Annotated in this window: 34 protein-coding genes; 1 reads left to right on the forward strand and 33 read right to left on the reverse strand. The window is 49.0% G+C overall.

Annotated elements, in window-relative coordinates; translation table 11 throughout:
• The 27 genes from AC0IWZ_RS19115 to rpsJ all read right to left on the reverse strand — a co-directional run bounded on the left by AC0IWZ_RS19115 (position 1) and on the right by rpsJ (position 13,225).
• Positions 1-990: a DNA-directed RNA polymerase subunit alpha gene (locus tag AC0IWZ_RS19115; RefSeq protein WP_034461761.1), complete on the reverse strand. Its 990-nt coding sequence runs from the start codon at positions 988-990 to the stop codon at positions 1-3.
• Positions 991-1,015: 25 nt separating this feature from the next.
• Positions 1,016-1,636, reverse strand: a complete 621-nt coding sequence (rpsD, locus tag AC0IWZ_RS19120; RefSeq protein WP_034461762.1) for a 30S ribosomal protein S4 — start codon at positions 1,634-1,636, stop codon at positions 1,016-1,018.
• Positions 1,637-1,667: 31 nt separating this feature from the next.
• On the reverse strand, positions 1,668-2,057 hold the full coding sequence (rpsK, locus tag AC0IWZ_RS19125) for a 30S ribosomal protein S11 (RefSeq protein WP_004138423.1): 390 nt from the start codon (positions 2,055-2,057) through the stop codon (positions 1,668-1,670).
• Positions 2,058-2,073: 16 nt separating this feature from the next.
• Complete coding sequence (gene rpsM / locus AC0IWZ_RS19130) at positions 2,074-2,430, reverse strand: 30S ribosomal protein S13 (RefSeq protein ID WP_034461763.1); 357 nt, start codon at positions 2,428-2,430, stop codon at positions 2,074-2,076.
• Positions 2,431-2,576: 146 nt separating this feature from the next.
• Complete coding sequence (gene rpmJ / locus AC0IWZ_RS19135) at positions 2,577-2,693, reverse strand: 50S ribosomal protein L36 (protein WP_000868187.1); 117 nt, start codon at positions 2,691-2,693, stop codon at positions 2,577-2,579.
• 30 nt (positions 2,694-2,723) lie between these two features.
• Entirely contained in the window at positions 2,724-4,055 is a 1,332-nt protein-coding gene (gene secY / locus AC0IWZ_RS19140; protein ID WP_034499015.1) for a preprotein translocase subunit SecY, read from the reverse strand.
• Between the two features lie 7 nt (positions 4,056-4,062).
• The gene (gene rplO, locus AC0IWZ_RS19145) at positions 4,063-4,497 is read right to left on the reverse strand and encodes a 50S ribosomal protein L15 (protein ID WP_034499019.1); all 435 of its coding nucleotides are present in this window, start codon (positions 4,495-4,497) and stop codon (positions 4,063-4,065) included.
• Positions 4,498-4,500: 3 nt separating this feature from the next.
• Positions 4,501-4,680, reverse strand: coding sequence for a 50S ribosomal protein L30 (rpmD, locus tag AC0IWZ_RS19150; RefSeq protein WP_004846568.1), 180 nt, complete (start codon positions 4,678-4,680; stop codon positions 4,501-4,503).
• 6 nt (positions 4,681-4,686) lie between these two features.
• Positions 4,687-5,187 carry a 30S ribosomal protein S5 gene (gene rpsE, locus AC0IWZ_RS19155; RefSeq protein ID WP_034461766.1) on the reverse strand — a complete coding sequence of 167 codons (501 nt, stop codon included), beginning with the start codon at positions 5,185-5,187 and terminating at the stop codon, positions 4,687-4,689.
• A gap of 14 nt (positions 5,188-5,201) precedes the next feature.
• Positions 5,202-5,555 (reverse strand): 50S ribosomal protein L18, encoded by a 354-nt coding sequence (rplR, locus tag AC0IWZ_RS19160; protein ID WP_034461768.1) that lies wholly within the window; start codon positions 5,553-5,555, stop codon positions 5,202-5,204.
• 9 nt (positions 5,556-5,564) lie between these two features.
• The gene (rplF, locus tag AC0IWZ_RS19165; protein ID WP_034461769.1) at positions 5,565-6,098 is read right to left on the reverse strand and encodes a 50S ribosomal protein L6; all 534 of its coding nucleotides are present in this window, start codon (positions 6,096-6,098) and stop codon (positions 5,565-5,567) included.
• A 13-nt stretch (positions 6,099-6,111) separates the two neighbouring features.
• Positions 6,112-6,504, reverse strand: coding sequence for a 30S ribosomal protein S8 (gene rpsH, locus AC0IWZ_RS19170; protein WP_034461770.1), 393 nt, complete (start codon positions 6,502-6,504; stop codon positions 6,112-6,114).
• Positions 6,505-6,534: 30 nt separating this feature from the next.
• On the reverse strand, positions 6,535-6,840 hold the full coding sequence (gene rpsN / locus AC0IWZ_RS19175) for a 30S ribosomal protein S14 (protein ID WP_034499021.1): 306 nt from the start codon (positions 6,838-6,840) through the stop codon (positions 6,535-6,537).
• 13 nt (positions 6,841-6,853) lie between these two features.
• On the reverse strand, positions 6,854-7,393 hold the full coding sequence (gene rplE, locus AC0IWZ_RS19180; protein WP_034461772.1) for a 50S ribosomal protein L5: 540 nt from the start codon (positions 7,391-7,393) through the stop codon (positions 6,854-6,856).
• A gap of 14 nt (positions 7,394-7,407) precedes the next feature.
• Positions 7,408-7,722, reverse strand: coding sequence for a 50S ribosomal protein L24 (gene rplX / locus AC0IWZ_RS19185; RefSeq protein WP_034461774.1), 315 nt, complete (start codon positions 7,720-7,722; stop codon positions 7,408-7,410).
• A 10-nt stretch (positions 7,723-7,732) separates the two neighbouring features.
• Positions 7,733-8,104 carry a 50S ribosomal protein L14 gene (rplN, locus tag AC0IWZ_RS19190; protein ID WP_002438705.1) on the reverse strand — a complete coding sequence of 124 codons (372 nt, stop codon included), beginning with the start codon at positions 8,102-8,104 and terminating at the stop codon, positions 7,733-7,735.
• A 166-nt stretch (positions 8,105-8,270) separates the two neighbouring features.
• Positions 8,271-8,525 (reverse strand): 30S ribosomal protein S17, encoded by a 255-nt coding sequence (gene rpsQ / locus AC0IWZ_RS19195; protein WP_034499024.1) that lies wholly within the window; start codon positions 8,523-8,525, stop codon positions 8,271-8,273.
• Positions 8,525-8,716, reverse strand: a complete 192-nt coding sequence (gene rpmC, locus AC0IWZ_RS19200; protein WP_008457158.1) for a 50S ribosomal protein L29 — start codon at positions 8,714-8,716, stop codon at positions 8,525-8,527. Before rpmC ends, rpsQ begins: the two co-directional genes overlap by 1 nt.
• Entirely contained in the window at positions 8,716-9,126 is a 411-nt protein-coding gene (gene rplP / locus AC0IWZ_RS19205) for a 50S ribosomal protein L16 (RefSeq protein WP_008927134.1), read from the reverse strand. The genes rpmC and rplP overlap by 1 nt, the downstream gene beginning before the upstream one ends.
• A 12-nt stretch (positions 9,127-9,138) precedes the next feature.
• Positions 9,139-9,840, reverse strand: a complete 702-nt coding sequence (gene rpsC, locus AC0IWZ_RS19210; RefSeq protein WP_000529945.1) for a 30S ribosomal protein S3 — start codon at positions 9,838-9,840, stop codon at positions 9,139-9,141.
• A gap of 17 nt (positions 9,841-9,857) precedes the next feature.
• Positions 9,858-10,190, reverse strand: coding sequence for a 50S ribosomal protein L22 (rplV, locus tag AC0IWZ_RS19215; protein WP_034461779.1), 333 nt, complete (start codon positions 10,188-10,190; stop codon positions 9,858-9,860).
• 13 nt (positions 10,191-10,203) lie between these two features.
• Positions 10,204-10,482 carry a 30S ribosomal protein S19 gene (gene rpsS, locus AC0IWZ_RS19220; RefSeq protein ID WP_001138115.1) on the reverse strand — a complete coding sequence of 93 codons (279 nt, stop codon included), beginning with the start codon at positions 10,480-10,482 and terminating at the stop codon, positions 10,204-10,206.
• A 16-nt stretch (positions 10,483-10,498) separates the two neighbouring features.
• Positions 10,499-11,320, reverse strand: coding sequence for a 50S ribosomal protein L2 (gene rplB / locus AC0IWZ_RS19225; RefSeq protein ID WP_034499027.1), 822 nt, complete (start codon positions 11,318-11,320; stop codon positions 10,499-10,501).
• 17 nt (positions 11,321-11,337) lie between these two features.
• Positions 11,338-11,640 (reverse strand): 50S ribosomal protein L23, encoded by a 303-nt coding sequence (gene rplW / locus AC0IWZ_RS19230; protein WP_034499029.1) that lies wholly within the window; start codon positions 11,638-11,640, stop codon positions 11,338-11,340.
• Positions 11,637-12,242 (reverse strand): 50S ribosomal protein L4, encoded by a 606-nt coding sequence (gene rplD / locus AC0IWZ_RS19235; RefSeq protein WP_034499031.1) that lies wholly within the window; start codon positions 12,240-12,242, stop codon positions 11,637-11,639. Before rplD ends, rplW begins: the two co-directional genes overlap by 4 nt.
• 10 nt (positions 12,243-12,252) lie before the next feature.
• Positions 12,253-12,882 (reverse strand): 50S ribosomal protein L3, encoded by a 630-nt coding sequence (gene rplC, locus AC0IWZ_RS19240; RefSeq protein ID WP_034461783.1) that lies wholly within the window; start codon positions 12,880-12,882, stop codon positions 12,253-12,255.
• A 31-nt stretch (positions 12,883-12,913) separates the two neighbouring features.
• Positions 12,914-13,225 (reverse strand): 30S ribosomal protein S10, encoded by a 312-nt coding sequence (rpsJ, locus tag AC0IWZ_RS19245; protein ID WP_034461784.1) that lies wholly within the window; start codon positions 13,223-13,225, stop codon positions 12,914-12,916.
• A gap of 385 nt (positions 13,226-13,610) precedes the next feature.
• Between rpsJ and AC0IWZ_RS19250 the strand changes: the two genes are divergently transcribed.
• Positions 13,611-14,123, forward strand: a complete 513-nt coding sequence (locus tag AC0IWZ_RS19250) for a prepilin peptidase (protein WP_072011218.1) — start codon at positions 13,611-13,613, stop codon at positions 14,121-14,123.
• Here the strand turns inward: AC0IWZ_RS19250 and bfr are convergent.
• From bfr to rpsL, 6 genes are all read right to left on the reverse strand, one after another.
• On the reverse strand, positions 14,107-14,583 hold the full coding sequence (bfr, locus tag AC0IWZ_RS19255) for a bacterioferritin (protein WP_034499033.1): 477 nt from the start codon (positions 14,581-14,583) through the stop codon (positions 14,107-14,109). The two genes, AC0IWZ_RS19250 and bfr, sit on opposite strands and share 17 nt — an antisense overlap.
• Positions 14,584-14,655: 72 nt before the next feature.
• Complete coding sequence (gene bfd / locus AC0IWZ_RS19260) at positions 14,656-14,850, reverse strand: bacterioferritin-associated ferredoxin (RefSeq protein WP_034461786.1); 195 nt, start codon at positions 14,848-14,850, stop codon at positions 14,656-14,658.
• Positions 14,851-15,000: 150 nt separating this feature from the next.
• Complete coding sequence (tuf, locus tag AC0IWZ_RS19265) at positions 15,001-16,185, reverse strand: elongation factor Tu (protein ID WP_115627101.1); 1,185 nt, start codon at positions 16,183-16,185, stop codon at positions 15,001-15,003.
• A 73-nt stretch (positions 16,186-16,258) separates the two neighbouring features.
• Positions 16,259-18,373 carry an elongation factor G gene (gene fusA, locus AC0IWZ_RS19270; RefSeq protein ID WP_034499038.1) on the reverse strand — a complete coding sequence of 705 codons (2,115 nt, stop codon included), beginning with the start codon at positions 18,371-18,373 and terminating at the stop codon, positions 16,259-16,261.
• A 93-nt stretch (positions 18,374-18,466) separates the two neighbouring features.
• Positions 18,467-18,937, reverse strand: coding sequence for a 30S ribosomal protein S7 (gene rpsG / locus AC0IWZ_RS19275; protein WP_034499040.1), 471 nt, complete (start codon positions 18,935-18,937; stop codon positions 18,467-18,469).
• Positions 18,938-19,027: 90 nt separating this feature from the next.
• Complete coding sequence (rpsL, locus tag AC0IWZ_RS19280) at positions 19,028-19,402, reverse strand: 30S ribosomal protein S12 (protein ID WP_003023654.1); 375 nt, start codon at positions 19,400-19,402, stop codon at positions 19,028-19,030.
• Between the last annotated feature and the right edge of the window lie 35 nt (positions 19,403-19,437).

Consider the following 19,437-nt stretch of genomic DNA (forward strand, 5'->3'; position numbering starts at 1 on the left):
TTACTCGTCAGCGATGCTTGCCGGTGGCCAGTTTTCCAGGCGCATGCCCAGAGACAAACCACGGGAAGCCAGCACGTCTTTAATCTCAGTAAGAGATTTTTTACCCAAGTTAGGCGTTTTGAGCAGCTCAACTTCGGTACGCTGTACCAGATCACCGATATAGTGGATAGCTTCTGCCTTAAGGCAGTTAGCAGAGCGGACAGTCAATTCCAGATCGTCAACAGGGCGCAGCAGGATCGGATCGAATTCTGGTTTCTCTTCTTTAACTTCTGGTTGACGTACATCACGTAAATCAACGAAAGCTTCAAGTTGTTCAGCCAGAATGGTTGCCGCACGACGAATCGCCTCTTCAGGATCGATTGTGCCGTTGGTTTCCATTTCGATGACCAGCTTATCCAGGTCGGTGCGCTGTTCTACACGCGCAGCTTCAACATTGTAGGCAATTCGCTCTACAGGGCTGTAGCAAGCGTCGACCAGCAAACGTCCGATTGGGCGCTCATCTTCTTCCGAATGAATTCGGGCAGAGGCCGGCACATAACCGCGACCGCGCTGAACTTTGATACGCATGCTAATAGATGCGTTCTCATCGGTCAGGTGGCAGATCACATGCTGCGGCTTGACGATTTCGACATCACCATCATGGGTGATATCGGCTGCAGTCACAGGGCCAATGCCAGACTTATTCAGAGTAAGAATAACATCATCTTTACCTTGAACTCTCACCGCCAGCCCTTTCAGGTTGAGCAGGATTTCCAGGATATCCTCCTGAACGCCTTCTTTGGTGCTGTACTCATGTAGTACACCATCAATCTCAACCTCTGTCACCGCGCAACCCGGCATCGATGAGAGCAGAATACGGCGCAGTGCATTACCAAGAGTATGGCCAAAGCCACGCTCTAAAGGCTCAAGGGTCACCTTGGCGTGCGTCGAACTCACTTGCTCGATATCTACCAGGCGCGGTTTTAGAAACTCTGTCACAGAACCCTGCATTGTGTCCTCTCTTTGGTACTAAGCCTTACTTGGAGTAAAGCTCGACGATCAGGTGTTCGTTAATGTCCGCAGACAGATCTGTACGCTCAGGCTTACGCTTGAACACACCTTCCATCTTAGCAGCATCAACTTCCAGCCAGGTTGGCTTTTCACGCTGTTCAGCCAGCTCCAGAGCGGCCTTCACGCGAGATTGCTTTTTGGCTTTCTCACGGATGCTAACTACGTCATTCGGAGTTACCTGATAAGAAGCGATGTTAACAACGCGACCATTTACCATTACTGCTTTGTGGCTAACGAGCTGACGTGATTCTGCACGAGTAGCACCGAAGCCCATACGGTAAACAACGTTGTCAAGACGACCTTCCAGCAGAGCCAACAGGTTTTCACCGGTGTTGCCTTTCAGACGAGCTGCTTCTTTATAGTAGTTACGGAACTGACGCTCCAGAACACCGAACATACGGCGAACTTTTTGCTTTTCACGCAACTGCACACCATAGTCAGACAGGCGCGGTTTACGCGCACCGTGCTGGCCAGGAGCTTGTTCAATTTTACACTTGGTATCGATCGCGCGAACACCAGACTTCAGGAACAGGTCTGTGCCCTCGCGACGGCTCAGCTTGAGCTTAGGACCCAAATATCTTGCCATTTTCTTTCTCCAACATTCCTAAAAACGAGCGTTATACGCGACGTTTTTTCGGCGGACGACAACCGTTGTGAGGGATCGGAGTCACATCAGTAATATTAGTGATGCGGAAACCAGCGGCGTTCAGAGCACGAATAGTAGATTCGCGGCCTGGACCCGGTCCCTTAACCATAACTTCAAGGTTCTTGATACCGTATTCTTTCACAGCTTCTGCGCAACGCTCTGCTGCAACCTGAGCTGCGAACGGAGTAGACTTGCGAGAGCCACGGAAACCGGAACCACCGGCAGTTGCCCAACCCAATGCATTACCCTGACGATCAGTAATAGTAACGATTGTGTTGTTGAAAGAAGCATGGACATGAGCCACGCCGTCAGAGACTTGTTTTCTTACACGCTTACGTGCACGAACTGGTGCCTTTGCCATTATTCAATCACCCCGATTATTTCTTGATCGGTTTGCGCGGACCCTTACGGGTACGTGCGTTGGTCTTCGTACGCTGACCGCGCACTGGCAGACCACGACGATGACGCAAACCGCGATAGCAACCAAGGTCCATCAGACGCTTGATGCTCATACTCACTTCACGGCGTAGATCACCTTCAACGACAAATTTGGCAACTTCGTCACGCAGCGTGTCGATTTGTTCTTCAGACAGCTCTCTGATCTTAACATCTTCAGCGATACCCGCCGCAGCACAAATGGCCTTTGAACGAGTCTTGCCTACACCGTAGATCGAAGTTAAAGCGATCACGGTATGTTTTTGATCAGGAATGTTAATGCCTGCTATACGGGCCACTATGCACTCCTACTATTTAGATTATGCGTCCCATACCGAAAAGCCCGTTTTCAGGATACTCAAATGGAAACGCATAGACATACAAAAGATTGGCTGGCTAATCTAGCCAGCTCAACCCAACTTTGCAAGAAAAATATGCGAGATAATCAGCCTTGACGCTGTTTATGCTTCGGTTCGGCGCTGCAAATCACGCGAATAACACCGTCGCGCTTAACGATTTTGCAGTTACGACATAATTTCTTGACGGAAGCACGAACTTTCATTTTTACTCTCCGTAACTTCTCAAGCGACTATTAACGGCCGTAGCCTTTCAGATTCGCTTTCTTCAATGCAGACTCGTACTGACTTGACATCATTAGAGTTTGCACTTGAGCCATAAAGTCCATGATAACCACGACAACAATGAGCAGTGAGGTTCCACCGAAGTAGAAAGGCACTTTCATTGCGTCACGCATGAACTCCGGGATTAGGCAGATAAAGGTAATGTACAACGCACCAACCAAGGTCAGGCGGGTCATTACTTTATCAATATACTTCGCCGTTTGTTCTCCCGGACGAATTCCTGGTACAAATGCACCGGACTTCTTCAGGTTATCTGCTGTTTCACGAGGGTTGAAAACCAACGCCGTATAGAAGAAACAGAAGAAGATGATTGCAGACGCATAGAGTAACACATAAAGCGGTTGCCCAGGCTGCAAATACAGCGAAATTGTAGTCAGCCAGTTCCAACCGGTTCCGCCCCCGAACCACGATGCAATCGTCGCAGGGAACAGAATAATACTGGAAGCAAAGATTGCTGGAATAACACCAGCCATATTCACTTTCAGCGGTAAATGCGTGCTCTGCGCAGCATAGACACGACGACCTTGTTGACGTTTTGCGTAGTTTACCACAATGCGGCGTTGACCACGTTCAACAAAAACAACGAAGAAGGTCACTGCGAATACTAGTACTGCAACCAACAGCAACAGAAGGAAGTGCAGGTCGCCTTGCCTTGCTTGTTCGATAGTATGGCCAACGGCCGGCGGCAAACCCGCAACAATACCAGCGAAGATTATGATTGAGATACCGTTACCGATACCACGCTCAGTAATCTGTTCGCCCAGCCACATAAGGAACATCGTTCCCGTGACAAGACTCACAACAGCTGTGAAGTAGAATGCAAAGCCTGGGTTTAACACCAGGCCCTGCATACCAGGCATATTCGGTAAACCGGTAGCAATACCGATTGACTGGAATATTGCCAGCACCAGAGTTCCGTAACGGGTGTACTGACTAATCTTACGACGGCCAGATTCCCCTTCCTTCTTCAACTCTGCTAACGCTGGATGAACCACCGTTAACAGCTGGATAATAATCGATGCCGAAATATACGGCATGATACCCAATGCAAAGATAGAAGCACGGCTGAGAGCACCACCAGAGAACATGTTAAACATTTCAATGATAGTGCCTCGCTGTTGCTCAAGCAGTTTGGCAAGTACAGCGGCATCAATACCAGGGATCGGAATAAAAGAGCCAATGCGGAAAACAATCAGCGCACCGATAACAAACATCAGTCTGCGTTTCAGCTCACCTAGCCCGCCTTTAGCACTTTGAAAATCTAATCCCGGTTGCTTTGCCATCTGCTACTTATTCCTCGATTTTACCGCCAGCAGCTTCGATAGCAGCACGAGCGCCTTTAGTGACACGCAGGCCGCGAACAGTTACCGGACGAGAAACCTCGCCAGACAGAATCACTTTCGCGAATTCAATCTGAATACCGATAATGTTTGCTGCTTTCAGCGTGTTCAGGTCAACTACGTCGCCTTCAACTTTCGCCAGATCAGAGAGACGAATCTCACCGGTGATCATTGCTTTGCGAGAGGTGAAACCAAACTTCGGCAGACGACGGTACAACGGCATCTGACCACCTTCAAAACCACGACGTACGCCACCGCCAGAACGAGAATTCTGACCTTTGTGACCACGACCAGCGGTTTTACCGAGGCCAGAACCGATACCACGACCCAGACGCTTGGAAGCGTGCTTAGACCCTTCGGCCGGAGACAGAGTATTTAAACGCATCTCTTACTCCTCAACTTTAACCATGTAGGAAACCGCGTTGACCATACCACGTACAGCAGGAGTATCCTCGCGCTCTACGGTGTGGCCAATACGACGCAGACCCAGGCCAAGCAGCGTTGCCTTGTGTTTCGGCAGACGACCGATTGCACTGCGGGTTTGTGTAATTTTAATAGTCTTTGCCATGGTCAATTACCCCAGAATTTCTTCAACGGATTTACCACGCTTGGCAGCGACCATTTCCGGAGACTTCATATTCGCCAGGCCATCAATAGTTGCACGAACCACGTTAATCGGGTTGGTGGAACCATATGCTTTAGCCAAAACGTTATGAACTCCAGCGACTTCCAGAACGGCGCGCATTGCACCACCGGCAATAATACCGGTACCCTGGGAAGCCGGCTGCATGAACACACGAGAGCCTGTGTGCACACCTTTAACAGGGTGCTGCAGGGTGCCGTGGTTCAGCGCGACGTTAATCATGTTGCGACGGGCTTTTTCCATCGCTTTCTGGATAGCTGCTGGAACTTCACGCGCTTTTCCGTAACCAAAACCAATGCGACCGTTACCATCGCCAACCACTGTCAGAGCAGTGAAGGAGAAAATACGACCACCTTTAACGGTTTTAGATACGCGATTTACCGCGATCAGCTTTTCCTGCAGTTCGCCAGCTTGTTTTTCGATGTGAGCCATCTTACACCTCTACCTTAGAACTGAAGGCCAGCATCACGGGCAGCATCTGCCAGTGCCTGGACACGACCATGATATTGGAAACCAGCACGGTCAAAGGATACTTTCGTAATACCTTTTTCCAGTGCGCGCTCTGCAACAGCTTTACCCACAGCTGTAGCGGCGTCTTTATTTCCAGTGTACTTCAGTTGCTCAGCGATAGCTTTCTCTACAGTAGATGCAGCTACCAGGACTTCTGAACCGTTCGGTGCGATAACCTGTGCATAAATATGACGAGGCGTACGGTGAATCACCAAACGAGTCGCACCCAGTTCTTTGAGCTTGTGACGTGCGCGGGTCGCACGACGGATACGAGCAGATTTCTTATCCATAGTGTTACCTTACTTCTTCTTAGCCTCTTTGGTACGCACGACTTCGTCGGCGTAACGAACACCCTTGCCTTTATAAGGCTCAGGACGACGGTAGGCGCGAAGATCAGCAGCCACTTGTCCAATCATCTGCTTATCAGCGCCTTTCAGCACGATTTCAGTTTGAGTTGGACATTCAGCAGTGATTCCCGCTGGCAGAGCATGTTCAACAGGATGAGAGAAGCCCAGGGCCAAACTCACCGCATTGCCTTTAACTGCTGCACGATAACCTACACCAACCAGCTGCAGCTTCTTAGTGAAGCCTTCGGTAACACCGATAACCATTGCATTTAACAGCGCACGAGTGGTACCCGCTTGGGCCCACGCGTTAGCAAAACCTTCGCGTGGAGCGAAAGTCAGTGCATTATCAGCGTGTTTAACTTCAACAGCATCGTTGATTGTACGAGTCAGCTCGCCGTTCTTACCTTTGATCGAAATAACCTGACCGTTGAGTTTTACCTCTACGCCAGCAGGAATAACGACCGGTGCTTTAGCAACACGAGACATTTTATTCCTCCAATTAGGCTACGTAGCAGATAATTTCGCCACCAAGACCAGCTTGGCGCGCTGCACGATCAGTCATAACACCTTTAGAGGTAGAAACGACAGCAATACCCATACCGGCCATAACTTTAGGCAGCTCATCTTTTTTCTTATAGATGCGCAGACCTGGGCGGCTGACTCGCTGAATGCTCTCTACCACAGCCTTGCCCTGGAAATACTTAAGAGTCAGTTCCAGTTCAGGCTTGATGTCGCCTTCGATTTTAAAATCTTCAATATAGCCTTCTTCTTTCAGCACGTTGGCAATTGCCAATTTCAGCTTGGAGGAAGGCATGGTGACCGCAACTTTATTCGCGGCTTGACCGTTACGGATACGGGTCAGCATATCCGCGATCGGATCTTGCATGCTCATCTGTCTTTACTCCCGTGATTCAATTGGATATTACCAGCTAGCCTTCTTCAAGCCAGGTACTTCACCGCGCATAGCGGCTTCACGAAGCTTGATACGGCTCAACCCGAATTTGCCCACATAACCATGCGGACGACCAGTTTGGCGGCAGCGGTTACGCTGACGGGACGGGCTGGAATCACGCGGCAGAGACTGCAGCTTAAGAACAGCATCCCAACGATCTTCGTCGGATGAGTTCACACCAGAGATGATAGCTTTCAATTCCTCGCGTTTAGCGCGGTATTTGTCGGCCAGTTTCACGCGAACGACTTCGCGTGCTTTCATCGATTGCTTAGCCATTAGTAACCCTACCTTACTTACGGAATGGGAAGTTAAAGGCTGCCAGCAGAGCACGGCCTTCATCATCAGATTTCGCAGTAGTGGTAATGGTAATATCCAAACCACGAACGCGATCGACTTTGTCATAGTCGATTTCTGGGAAGATGATCTGCTCACGGACACCCATGCTGTAGTTACCACGACCATCGAATGACTTAGCGGACAAGCCACGGAAGTCACGGATACGCGGTACAGCAATGGTGATCAGGCGCTCAAGAAACTCCCACATGCGTTCGCCACGCAGAGTTACTTTACAGCCGATCGGATAGCCCTGACGGATTTTGAAGCCTGCAACTGATTTGCGTGCTTTGGTGATCAACGGCTTTTGACCGGAGATTGCTGTCAAGTCAGCTGCTGCGTTATCCAGCAGTTTCTTGTCAGCGATCGCTTCACCCACACCCATGTTCAGGGTGATCTTCTCGACCCGAGGGACTTGCATGACAGAATTGTAGTTAAACTCAGTCATGAGTTTTGTAACTACTTCGTCTTTGTAGTAATCATGCAGTTTCGCCATCGTACTACTCCAAATTACTTGATAGTTTCGCTGTTAGACTTGAAGAAACGGACTTTTTTGCCCTCTTCGAATCTAAAGCCTACACGGTCAGCCTTGCCGGTTGCCGCATTGAAGAGTGCAACGTTAGAAACTTGAATAGCAGCTTCTTTTTCAACGATGCCACCTGGTTGGTTCAGGGCCGGAACCGGCTTCTGATGTTTCTTAACCAGGTTAATACCTTCAACAATTAGCTTGCCGGAAGACAAGACATTCTTAACTTTACCGCGCTTACCTTTATCTTTACCGGTTAACACGATAACTTCGTCATCACGACGGATTTTAGCTGCCATGATTCGCTCCTTAGAGTACTTCTGGTGCCAGAGAGATAATTTTCATGAACTTTTCATTACGCAGTTCACGAGTTACCGGCCCAAAAATACGCGTGCCGATTGGTTGCTCGCTGTTATTATTTAAAATAACGCATGCATTACCATCGAAGCGAATGACAGAACCGTCCGGGCGACGAACACCCTTCCTGGTGCGCACCACTACCGCTTTCAGGACATCGCCTTTCTTCACCTTACCACGAGGAATTGCTTCCTTGATGGTAATTTTGATGATGTCGCCGACGCCTGCGTAGCGACGGTGCGAGCCACCCAGAACCTTGATACACATTACGCGACGCGCGCCGGAGTTGTCGGCTACGGTCAGCATAGTCTGTTCTTGGATCATTTCAGTGCTCCGCTAATGTCAACTACTACTTCGGGACCCATAATTAGGTCGTTAAAAAGCCCCATAAACGAGGGCGCGGCATTATAACACCGGTTCCTGAATATGGGTAGAAAAAATAAACGGCTCATTTACTGAGCCGTTTATTCGTTAGACAAAGCTCACTGTATTACAGAACAGCTTTATCTACAACGCGAACAAGCGTCCAGGACTTAGTCTTGGACAGTGGACGGCATTCGCGGATTTCAACCACGTCACCGATACCACATTCATTGCTCTCGTCATGTACGTGCAGTTTGGTCGTACGTTTGATGAATTTACCGTAAATCGGGTGTTTCACCACACGTTCGATAGCAACAACGATGGACTTCTCCATTTTGTTGCTAATCACGCGACCTTGCAGAGTACGGATTTTATCGGTCATTACGCACCCGCCTTCTGAGTCAATAAAGTCTTAACACGTGCAACATCACGACGCACTTGCTTCAGCAGGTGAGTCTGTTGCAGCTGGCCACTTGCTGCTTGCATACGCAGATTGAACTGCTCACGCAGCAAATTCAGCAGCTCGGTGTTCAGCTCTTCAACACTCTTTTCACGCAGCTCTTTTGCTTTCATTACATCACCGTCTTAGTTACAAAGGTGGTTTTAATCGGCAGTTTCGCTGCTGCCAGCTTGAATGCTTCACGGGCCAGCTCTTCTGGTACGCCGTCCATTTCATACAGGACTTTGCCAGGCTGAATCAAGGCAACCCAATACTCTACGTTGCCTTTACCTTTACCCATACGCACTTCAAGCGGCTTTTCGGTGATCGGTTTGTCCGGGAATACACGGATCCAGATCTTACCCTGACGCTTAACTGCACGGGTCATTGCACGACGTGCTGCTTCGATCTGACGTGCAGTCAGACGACCACGGCCAACAGCTTTCAGACCGAAAGTGCCGAAGCTAACATCCGTACCGGCAGCCAGACCACGGTTGCGGCCTTTGTGCACTTTACGGAATTTTGTACGCTTTGGTTGTAACATCAGCGACTCTCCTTACTTACGGCCTTTACGCTGCTGCTTTTTAGGTTGAGCAGCCGGTTTTTCCGGTTGTTCAACAGCAGCCATCCCACCCAGGATCTCACCTTTAAAGATCCACACTTTAACGCCGATTACACCATAAGTGGTGTGCGCTTCAGAGGTGTTGTAGTCAATGTCAGCACGCAGTGTGTGCAATGGCACGCGACCTTCACGATACCATTCGGTACGTGCGATCTCAGCGCCACCCAGACGGCCGCTAACTTCAACTTTGATACCTTTAGCGCCCAGACGCATGGCATTCTGTACAGCACGCTTCATAGCACGACGGAACATAACACGACGTTCCAGCTGTGAAGTGATGCTATCAGCAACCAATTTTGCGTCCAGTTCAGGCTTACGAACTTCGGCGATATTGATCTGTGCAGGAACGCCGGCGATATCCGCTACGACCTTGCGCAGTTTTTCTACGTCTTCGCCTTTCTTACCGATTACGATGCCAGGGCGAGCAGTGTGAATAGTCACACGGATGCTCTTAGCTGGACGCTCGATAACGATACGAGATACAGACGCCTTCGCCAGTTCCTTAGTCAGGTACTGACGAACTTTAAAATCGCTGTCCAGGTTGTCAGCGAATTCTTTGGTGTTCGCAAACCAAGTAGAGTTCCAAGGTTTTACAATACCCAGGCGAATACCATTAGGATGTACTTTCTGACCCATTGCTAGTCTCCAGAGTCTCAGCGATCGGACACAACCACAGTAATGTGGCTGGTGCGCTTCAGGATGCGATCTGCACGACCTTTTGCACGTGGCATAATGCGCTTCATGCTTGGGCCTGCGTCTACGAAGATTTTCGCGACTTTCAGATCGTCAATGTCAGCGCCATCGTTGTGTTCAGCGTTAGCAATGGCAGATTCCAGAACTTTCTTGACCAATACCGCAGCTTTCTTGTTGGTGAAGGTCAAAATTTCCAGTGCCTGCGACACTTTCTTACCGCGAATAAGGTCTGCAACAAGGCGAACCTTTTGAGCAGAAGAACGAGCGTGGCGATGTTGAGCTAAAGTTTCCATCTCTTCCTCCTACTTATTTCTTCTTGGCTTTTTTATCAGCAGCGTGGCCGCGATAAGTACGTGTCGGTGCAAATTCACCCAGTTTGTGACCGACCATTTCGTCGGAAACAAATACCGGAACATGCTGACGACCATTATGGACAGCGATGGTCAAACCGATCATGTTAGGAAAGATCGTTGAACGACGGGACCAAGTGCGCAGGGGCTTCTTGTCACCGCTTTCCACCGCTTTCTCTACCTTCTTCAGCAAGTGCAGGTCAATAAAAGGACCTTTCTTGAGAGAACGTGGCATGGCTTATCCTCTAAAATTATTTGCTACGGCGACGTACGATGAATTTATCAGTACGCTTGTTGCTGCGGGTCTTCTTACCTTTGGTCTGAACGCCCCACGGAGTTACCGGGTGCTTACCAAAGTTACGACCTTCACCACCACCATGTGGGTGGTCGACTGGGTTCATCGCAGTACCGCGAACGGTAGGACGAACACCACGCCAGCGTGCAGCACCTGCTTTACCCAGAACGCGGAGCATATGCTCAGAGTTACCGACTTCGCCCATGGTTGCACGGCAGTCAGCTTCGACTTTACGCATTTCACCAGAACGCAGACGCAGGGTAACGTAAGCACCATCACGTGCAACGATCTGCACATAGGTACCAGCAGAACGTGCAAGCTGACCGCCTTTACCTGGTTTCATTTCTACGTTATGAACGGTAGAACCAACCGGGATATTGCGCATCGGCAGGGTGTTACCTGCTTTGATTGCAGCATCAACGCCAGATTGAATCTGGTCGCCAGCTTTCAGGCCTTTAGGGGCCAGGATGTAACGGCGTTCGCCATCTTTGTACAGAACCAGTGCGATGTTCGCAGAACGGTTCGGATCGTACTCAAGACGTTCAACAATTGCCGGGATACCGTCTTTGTTGCGTTTAAAGTCAACAATACGATAAGCCTGCTTGTGACCACCACCGATGTGACGAGTAGTGATACGACCATTGTTGTTACGGCCACCGGATTTGCTGTTTTTTTCAACCAGCGGAGCAAATGGTTTGCCCTTATGCAGCTCAGGGTTGACCACTTTAACTACGTGGCGACGACCCGGAGATGTCGGTTTACATTTAACAACTGCCATTGTTTTTCTCCTCCGACTTACTCAGCGCCGCCGACGAAGTCCAGATTCTGGCCTTCCTTCAGGGTGACGTAAGCTTTTTTCCAGTCGCTACGACGACCGATACGCTGTCCATGACGCTTAGTTTTACCTTTAACAACCAAGGTATTAACGCCTTTAACTTCAACTTCGAACAGTTTCTCAACAGCAGCAACGATCTCTGCTTTGGTCGCGTCTTTTGCAACTTTGAGAACGATGGTATTTGTTTTTTCCATCGCCATAGATGCTTTTTCAGATACGTGCGGCGCGCGCAGTACTTTCAGCAGACGTTCTTCACGGATCATGCCAGCATCTCCTCAACTTGCTTAACTGCATCAGCAGTCATAACGACTTTGTCGAAGGCGATCAGGCTAACTGGATCGATTGTTGCTGCATCGCGCACGTCAACCTTATGCAGGTTACGCGCAGCCAGGAACAGATTCTCATCCAGTTCGCCAGTTACGATCAGCACATCTTCCAGAGCCATGTCTTTCAGTTTCTGAGCAAGCAGCTTAGTTTTAGGCGCTTCTACAGAGAACGTCTCGACAACGATCAGACGATCCTGACGTACCAGTTCGGACAGAATGCTTTTCAGCGCTCCGCGGTACATCTTTTTGTTAACTTTTTGACTGTGGTCCTGCGGGCGAGCAGCGAAGGTTACGCCACCGGAACGCCAGATCGGGCTCTTGATAGAACCTGAACGCGCACGGCCGGTACCTTTCTGGCGCCACGGCTTTTTACCGGAACCAGTTACTTCAGCACGGGTCTTCTGAGCACGAGTACCTTGACGGGCACCAGCTGCATAAGCAACTACAACCTGGTGTACCAGCGCTTCGTTGAAATCACGACCGAAGGTAGTTTCGGAAACAGTCAGCGCGCTTTGCGCGTCTTTCAATACTAATTCCATTGCTATCTCCTCACGCCTTCACAGCTGGTTTAACAATAAGGTCGCTACCGGTTGCACCCGGAACTGCACCCTTAACCAGCAGCAGGTTGCGCTCAGCGTCAACGCGTACTACATCCAGGCTCTGAACAGTTACACGTTCGTTGCCCAGTTGGCCTGCCATTTTCTTGCCTTTGAACACTTTGCCCGGAGTCTGGTTCTGACCGATAGAACCCGGAACGCGGTGAGACAAGGAGTTACCGTGTGTAGCGTCCTGGGTACGGAAGTTCCAGCGCTTAACGGTACCTGCGAAACCTTTACCTTTAGAGGTGCCAGTTACGTCAACTTTTTTAACTTCAGCAAACAGCTCAACGCTAATGTCTTGACCTACAGTGAACTCTTCGCCTTCTGCAAGACGGAATTCCCAAAGGCCACGGCCAGCTTCTACGCCAGCTTTAGCGAAGTGACCAGCTTCCGGCTTAGTTACACGGCTAGCTTTTTTAGCGCCAGTGGTAACTTGAACAGCACGGTAGCCGTCGTTAGCCAGGTCTTTAACCTGAGTAACACGGTTTGCTTCTACTTCGATCACGGTTACTGGGATAGAAACGCCGTCTTCTGTGAAGATACGGGTCATACCCACTTTTTTACCGACTAAACCAATCATTGTTTCAACCTCTCAATCGTCAATGACCTGATTAACCCAGGCTGATCTGCACGTCAACACCAGCAGCCAGATCCAGACGCATCAGAGCATCAACGGTTTTCTCAGTTGGCTCAACGATGTCAACCAGACGCTTGTGAGTGCGAATTTCGTACTGATCACGCGCGTCTTTGTTGACGTGCGGAGAGATCAGAACGGTAAAGCGCTCTTTGCGGGTCGGCAGCGGGATCGGACCACGTACTTGCGCACCAGTGCGCTTAGCAGTCTCGACGATTTCCGCAGTTGATTGATCGATCAGACGATGATCAAACGCTTTAAGGCGGATACGGATTCTTTGGCTCTGCATGAGACCATAGCTCCAATTATTTTATAGACGAAAAAAATCACTACTCGCACCCATTACGATTGATGGGGGAGTGTAATCGTTCATACATAGTTCCCCAATTGGGAACATTGTCGACAGCAGCTTCACTGTCAGGCTCATATCGAGCCAGCCATCGATTAAGACAGGCCCGCGCATTATACGTAAATCTGCACCTTAAGCAAGCCATGGATACGAATTAAACAATCTTTTGTGTGGGAATACGATTCTCTTTGCAGGGTAAATGTCTTCAATGATGCCCGAGAGAACTTTTTGGGAAGATCCCTCGTAAATCAGCAATTGTCATTTTGCTTTGACCCATTCATTTCACTAGCCTGGGGAGACATCTTTTTGAAGAGTATTTTACGTAATGTTTATCTCCTCTACCCTGGTCCTTTTACTTTTTATTGTCCTGCATATTGGACTTTTACTGCGCCTGGCCTGGATTGATTATCGAAGCATGTTGCTACCGGATAGACTGAACTATCCTCTTCTATGGTCTGGATTACTATTTCAAATCTGTTTAGCACCTGAACACTTATCTGACTGTGTACTTGGAGCCATTATCGGCTATTTGAGTTTGTGGATGCTCTATTGGGCTTACTATTACTGGCGAGGTTGGGAGGGAATTGGATACGGTGATATGAAATTGTTAGCGGCTTTGGGGGCGTGGCATGGTTGGCAGAATTTAGGATGGATAACATTAGCGGCGGCAACATCCGGATTGCTATGTGCCTTGATATCAAAACTGTTACTGACGAATCGTCTTTCACTTGCTACCACTCCGCTACCTTTCGGACCAAACCTTGCGATAGCGGGTGGTTCTGTAGGATGGATTTGCTCTTCCTTCCCACAGTTTAAAGAACTCAGTTTCCTTCTTTGATTTGCGATTGTAGATAGTTTTGCAAACCAATTTTTGAAATGAGGTCCAATTCAGTTTCTAACCAGTCGATGTGATGCTCTTCTTCGGCAAGAATTTGTATCATCATATCCCGACTAACATAGTCATGAATGGTATCTGCGTACGCAATGGCTTCACGTAAATCTTTAGCGCCATCCATTTCTAAGTTGAGATCGGACTGAAGCATTTCTTCGACATCCTCTCCGATGTGAAGTTTGCCTAAGTCTTGTAGGTTAGGAATGCCTTCGAGGAACAAAATTCGCTCGATATATTTATCGGCGTGTTTCATTTCATCGATGGATTCGTGGTATTCCACTTCGTTGAGGCGCATTAAGCCCCAGTTTTTGAACATTCTCGCATGGAGAAAATACTGATTGATCGCGACAAGCTCGTTTCCCAATAATTTATTGAGATAATTTATTATCTTAATATCACCTTTCATTTTTTACTCCCTCCGCTTCCACTACATGAAGCGTAGATGTAGCACGGAGTAAGTCAAAAAAAAGTGACTGGCTTAGGCAATCTCTTTAAATTCTGGGATCTGCAATAACTCTTCTTGCATGATTTCTCTTGCTGCGCGAATGCATTTGCCACATTGGTTTCCCACAGGCACAAACTTGCGAAGCTGCTGGAAAGATTGTGGATGAAACTGGCGTACAGCCTGCCGAATTTTTTTATCACTTACACCATTACACAAACAAACGTACATAAGCACTCCCGTTCAAATTACGCGCAAAGTGTAAATGAGAATAGTTATGATTACAATAGCACACGAATGTTTGATGCAAGTGAGAAGCGGTAAAATATGCAAAAAAAAAGAGCGCCTAAGCGCTCTTTTTTCATATAAAGGTATCAGCGATTAAGCGATAACTTTAGCAACAACACCAGCGCCTACAGTACGGCCGCCTTCACGGATTGCGAAACGCAGACCGTCGTCCATTGCGATTGGGTGGATCAGGGTAACAACCATTTGAATGTTGTCGCCCGGCATTACCATCTCAACGCCTTCTGGCAGTTCGATGGTGCCAGTAACGTCAGTTGTACGGAAGTAGAACTGTGGACGGTAGCCTTTGAAGAACGGAGTATGACGGCCGCCTTCATCTTTGGACAGGATATAAACTTCTGATTCGAACTGAGTGTGCGGCTTGATAGAGCCTGGCTTAGCCAGAACCTGACCACGTTCGATATCTTCACGTTTAATACCACGCAGCAGAACACCAACGTTCTCACCAGCACGGCCTTCGTCCAGCAGTTTGCGGAACATTTCAACGCCAGTACAGGTAGATTTCACGGTATCTTTGATACCAACGATTTCTACTTCTTCGCCCACTTTAACGATACCACGCTCTACACGACCGGTAACAACAGTACCACGGCCGGAGATGGAGAATACGTCTTCGATTGGCAGCAGGAATGGCTTGTCGATAGCACGCTCTGGTTCTGGGATGTAGTTATCCAGGTGACCAGCCAGCTCGATGATTTTAGCTTCCCACTCTGCTTCGCCTTCCAGCGCTTTCAGAGCTGAACCACGAACCACTGGGATGTCGTCGCCCGGGAAATCATAAGCAGACAGAAGTTCACGAACTTCCATTTCTACCAGTTCCAGCAGCTCTTCGTCATCAACCATGTCACATTTGTTCATGAACACGATCATGAATGGAACGCCAACCTGGCGACCCAGCAGGATGTGCTCACGAGTCTGTGGCATCGGGCCATCAGTCGCAGCAACAACCAGGATAGCGCCGTCCATCTGAGCAGCACCGGTGATCATGTTTTTAACGTAGTCGGCGTGCCCTGGGCAGTCAACGTGCGCGTAGTGACGAGTCGGGGTGTCATATTCAACGTGGGAAGTGTTGATGGTGATACCACGAGCTTTTTCTTCTGGTGCGTTATCGATCTGGTCGAATGCGCGTGCAGAACCGCCGTAGGTTTTAGCCAGAACGGTAGTGATTGCTGCAGTCAGAGTAGTTTTACCATGGTCAACGTGGCCGATAGTACCGACGTTGACGTGCGGTTTTGTACGTTCAAATTTTTCTTTAGACACGGCTATATTCCTTACTGTTGCGCTCTCCCCTTCTGGAGAGAGCACGGGATCAATGTTTTTTAAAACCCGGGGCTTATTTACCGCGAGCTTCGATTACGGCCTGAGCTACGTTGTTTGGCGCGTCATCATACTTCAGGAATTCCATGGAGTAAGATGCACGACCTTTGGTCAGTGAACGCAGTTGAGTTGCGTAACCGAACATTTCAGACAACGGAACTTCAGCGTGAATCTGAACGCCAGTAGCGTTAGATTCTTGACCTTTCAGCTGACCACGACGACGGCTAAGGTCACCGATAACGTCACCGGTGTTCTCTTCCGGAGTTTCAACTTCAACCTTCATGATAGGCTCAAGCAGAACTGGTTTCGCTTTCTTAAAGCCATCTTTGAAGGCAATAGAAGCGGCCAGTTTAAACGCCAGTTCAGAGGAGTCAACGTCGTGGTAAGAACCGAAGTGCAGACGCACGCCGAGATCTACTACTGGGTAACCCGCCAGAGGACCAGACTTCAGCTGCTCCTGGATACCTTTATCAACAGCAGGGATGTATTCCGTTGGGATCACACCACCTTTGATGTCGTTGACGAACTCGTAACCTTTCGGATTCGAGCCCGGCTCCAGTGGGTACATGTCGATAACAACATGACCGTACTGACCACGACCACCAGACTGCTTAGCGTGTTTACCTTCAACATCGGTAACTTTCGCGCGAATCGCTTCACGGTAAGCAACCTGAGGTTTACCAACGTTAGCTTCAACGTTGAATTCACGCTTCATACGGTCAACGATGATGTCGAGGTGAAGCTCACCCATACCAGCGATGATAGTCTGGTTGGTTTCTTCATCAGTCCATACGCGGAATGATGGATCTTCTTTAGCCAGACGACCCAGAGCCAGACCCATTTTTTCCTGGTCAGCTTTGGTTTTTGGTTCAACTGCGATCGAAATTACTGGCTCAGGGAATTCCATGCGCTCCAGAATGATCACATTGTCCTGGTCACACAGGGTATCACCGGTTGTCACTTCTTTCAGACCGATAGCTGCAGCGATGTCGCCCGCGCGAACTTCTTTGATCTCTTCACGTTTGTTAGCGTGCATCTGTACGATACGGCCCAGACGCTCACGTGCTGATTTCACCGGGTTGAACACGGTGTCACCAGAGTTAACAACGCCAGAGTAAACGCGGAAGAAGGTCAGGTTACCAACAAACGGGTCAGTTGCGATTTTGAACGCCAGAGCAGCAAACGGCTCGTTGTCGTCAGAGTGACGAACAGCCGGAGTGTCTTTACCGTCGTCCAGCATACCGTTAATCGCAGTAACGTCAGTTGGAGCTGGCAGGTATTCAACTACCGCATCCAGCATCGCCTGAACACCTTTGTTCTTAAATGCAGAACCACAGGTAACCAAGATAATTTCGTTGTTCAGTACGCGCTTACGCAGAGAAGTTTTGATCTCTTCTTCAGTCAGCTCTTCGCCACCAAAGAATTTCTCCATCAGTTCGTCAGAACCTTCAGCAGCGGCTTCAACCAGTTTCTGGCGCCATTCTTCGGCCAGTTCCTGCATATCAGCTGGGATCTCTTCGTATTCGAAGGTCACGCCCTGATCGGCTTCGTTCCAGTTGATGGCTTTCATTTTCACCAGGTCAACAACACCGGTGAATTTCTCTTCCGCGCCGATAGCCAATTGCAGAGGCACCGGAGTTGCGCCCAGACGTTTTTCAATCTGATCAACAACTTTCAGGAAGTTAGCACCCATACGGTCCATTTTGTTAACGAACGCGATACGTGGAACTTTATATTTGTTTGCCTGACGCCATACGGTCTCAGACTGTGGCTGAACACCACCAACAGCACAGTAAACCATTACCGCACCATCAAGAACACGCATGGAACGTTCAACTTCGATGGTGAAGTCAACGTGCCCTGGGGTGTCGATGATGTTGATGTGGTGTGGTTCGAACTGTTTAGCCATACCTGACCAGAAACAGGTGGTCGCAGCAGACGTGATGGTAATACCACGTTCCTGCTCCTGCTCCATCCAGTCCATAGTGGCTGCGCCATCATGAACTTCACCGATTTTGTGGTTTACACCGGTGTAGAACAGAACACGTTCGGTAGTAGTTGTCTTACCGGCGTCGATGTGAGCACTGATACCAATGTTACGGTAACGCTCAATGGGTGTTTTACGAGCCATTTGATTCCTCTATATCCTAGGACGTTCATTTAAGTAACCCAAAGCGGGCAGCTCACATGAAGCGCCCGCTTGGTGACTAACACTCCGAAGGGATTACCAACGGTAGTGAGCGAACGCCTTGTTGGCTTCAGCCATACGGTGAACGTCTTCACGTTTCTTAACTGCAGTACCTTTGTTCTCTGCAGCATCAGAAAGTTCGTTCGCCAGGCGAAGAGCCATGGATTTATCACCGCGTTTACGAGCAGCTTCTACGATCCAACGCATTGCCAGAGCATTACGACGAACCGGACGTACTTCTACTGGAACCTGATAAGTAGAACCACCAACACGGCGGGACTTAACTTCGACAGTCGGACGAACGTTGTCCAGAGCGACTTCGAAAGCTTCCAGTGCTTGTTTACCAGAACGCTGAGCCAGGGTCTCCAGCGCGGTATACACGATAGATTCAGCAGTAGATTTCTTACCATCTACCATCAGAATGTTTACAAATTTGGCCAGCAACTCTGATCCGAACTTAGGATCTGGAAGAATTTTACGTTGACCAATGACGCGACGACGTGGCATGGGAATACTCCGTTGTTAATTCAGGGTTGTCCAAAACTCTATTGAGTTTGACATTTATTTAAAACGTTTGGCCTTACTTAACGGAAACCATTAAGCCTTAGGACGTTTCACGCCATACTTGGAACGAGATTGCTTACGGTCTTTAACGCCGGAGCAGTCAAGTGCACCACGAACGGTGTGGTAACGAACACCTGGCAAGTCTTTTACACGACCACCACGGATCAGGATCACTGAGTGTTCCTGCAGGTTGTGACCTTCACCGCCGATGTAGGAGGTAACTTCAAAACCGTTAGTCAAACGCACACGGCATACTTTACGCAGTGCGGAGTTTGGTTTCTTAGGAGTGGTAGTATATACACGAGTACATACGCCACGTTTCTGCGGGCAGGCTTCCAGCGCTGGCACGTTGCTTTTTGCAACTTTGCGAGCGCGTGGTTTGCGAACCAGCTGGTTAACTGTTGCCATTAAATAGCTCCTGGTTTTAGCTTTTGCTTCGTAAA

This window comes from Buttiauxella sp. AC142 (assembly GCF_979253435.1).

Coding starts and splice junctions, on each gene's coding strand:
- AC0IWZ_RS19115 (WP_034461761.1), bottom strand. CDS start 990: ATGCAGGGTTCTGTGACAGAGTTTCTAAAACCGCGCCTGGTAGATATC.
- rpsD (WP_034461762.1), bottom strand. CDS start 1,636: ATGGCAAGATATTTGGGTCCTAAGCTCAAGCTGAGCCGTCGCGAGGGC.
- rpsK (WP_004138423.1), bottom strand. CDS start 2,057: ATGGCAAAGGCACCAGTTCGTGCACGTAAGCGTGTAAGAAAACAAGTC.
- rpmJ (WP_000868187.1), bottom strand. CDS start 2,693: ATGAAAGTTCGTGCTTCCGTCAAGAAATTATGTCGTAACTGCAAAATC.
- secY (WP_034499015.1), bottom strand. CDS start 4,055: ATGGCAAAGCAACCGGGATTAGATTTTCAAAGTGCTAAAGGCGGGCTA.
- rplO (WP_034499019.1), bottom strand. CDS start 4,497: ATGCGTTTAAATACTCTGTCTCCGGCCGAAGGGTCTAAGCACGCTTCC.
- rpmD (WP_004846568.1), bottom strand. CDS start 4,680: ATGGCAAAGACTATTAAAATTACACAAACCCGCAGTGCAATCGGTCGT.
- rpsE (WP_034461766.1), bottom strand. CDS start 5,187: ATGGCTCACATCGAAAAACAAGCTGGCGAACTGCAGGAAAAGCTGATC.
- rplR (WP_034461768.1), bottom strand. CDS start 5,555: ATGGATAAGAAATCTGCTCGTATCCGTCGTGCGACCCGCGCACGTCAC.
- rplF (WP_034461769.1), bottom strand. CDS start 6,098: ATGTCTCGTGTTGCTAAAGCACCGGTCGTTATTCCTGCTGGCGTAGAG.
- rpsH (WP_034461770.1), bottom strand. CDS start 6,504: ATGAGCATGCAAGATCCGATCGCGGATATGCTGACCCGTATCCGTAAC.
- rpsN (WP_034499021.1), bottom strand. CDS start 6,840: ATGGCTAAGCAATCGATGAAAGCACGCGAAGTCGTTCGCGTGAAACTG.
- rplE (WP_034461772.1), bottom strand. CDS start 7,393: ATGGCGAAACTGCATGATTACTACAAAGACGAAGTAGTTACAAAACTC.
- rplX (WP_034461774.1), bottom strand. CDS start 7,722: ATGGCAGCTAAAATCCGTCGTGATGACGAAGTTATCGTGTTAACCGGT.
- rplN (WP_002438705.1), bottom strand. CDS start 8,104: ATGATCCAAGAACAGACTATGCTGACCGTAGCCGACAACTCCGGCGCG.
- rpsQ (WP_034499024.1), bottom strand. CDS start 8,525: ATGACCGATAAAATCCGTACTCTGCAAGGTCGCGTGATTAGCAACAAA.
- rpmC (WP_008457158.1), bottom strand. CDS start 8,716: ATGAAAGCAAAAGAGCTGCGTGAAAAGAGTGTTGAAGAGCTGAACACC.
- rplP (WP_008927134.1), bottom strand. CDS start 9,126: ATGTTACAACCAAAGCGTACAAAATTCCGTAAAGTGCACAAAGGCCGC.
- rpsC (WP_000529945.1), bottom strand. CDS start 9,840: ATGGGTCAGAAAGTACATCCTAATGGTATTCGCCTGGGTATTGTAAAA.
- rplV (WP_034461779.1), bottom strand. CDS start 10,190: ATGGAAACTTTAGCTCAACATCGCCACGCTCGTTCTTCTGCTCAAAAG.
- rpsS (WP_001138115.1), bottom strand. CDS start 10,482: ATGCCACGTTCTCTCAAGAAAGGTCCTTTTATTGACCTGCACTTGCTG.
- rplB (WP_034499027.1), bottom strand. CDS start 11,320: ATGGCAGTTGTTAAATGTAAACCGACATCTCCGGGTCGTCGCCACGTA.
- rplW (WP_034499029.1), bottom strand. CDS start 11,640: ATGATCCGTGAAGAACGTCTGCTGAAAGTACTGCGCGCGCCGCACGTA.
- rplD (WP_034499031.1), bottom strand. CDS start 12,242: ATGGAATTAGTATTGAAAGACGCGCAAAGCGCGCTGACTGTTTCCGAA.
- rplC (WP_034461783.1), bottom strand. CDS start 12,882: ATGATTGGTTTAGTCGGTAAAAAAGTGGGTATGACCCGTATCTTCACA.
- rpsJ (WP_034461784.1), bottom strand. CDS start 13,225: ATGCAGAGCCAAAGAATCCGTATCCGCCTTAAAGCGTTTGATCATCGT.
- AC0IWZ_RS19250 (WP_072011218.1), top strand. CDS start 13,611: ATGTTTATCTCCTCTACCCTGGTCCTTTTACTTTTTATTGTCCTGCAT.
- bfr (WP_034499033.1), bottom strand. CDS start 14,583: ATGAAAGGTGATATTAAGATAATAAATTATCTCAATAAATTATTGGGA.
- bfd (WP_034461786.1), bottom strand. CDS start 14,850: ATGTACGTTTGTTTGTGTAATGGTGTAAGTGATAAAAAAATTCGGCAG.
- fusA (WP_034499038.1), bottom strand. CDS start 18,373: ATGGCTCGTAAAACACCCATTGAGCGTTACCGTAACATTGGTATCAGT.
- rpsG (WP_034499040.1), bottom strand. CDS start 18,937: ATGCCACGTCGTCGCGTCATTGGTCAACGTAAAATTCTTCCAGATCCT.
- rpsL (WP_003023654.1), bottom strand. CDS start 19,402: ATGGCAACAGTTAACCAGCTGGTTCGCAAACCACGCGCTCGCAAAGTT.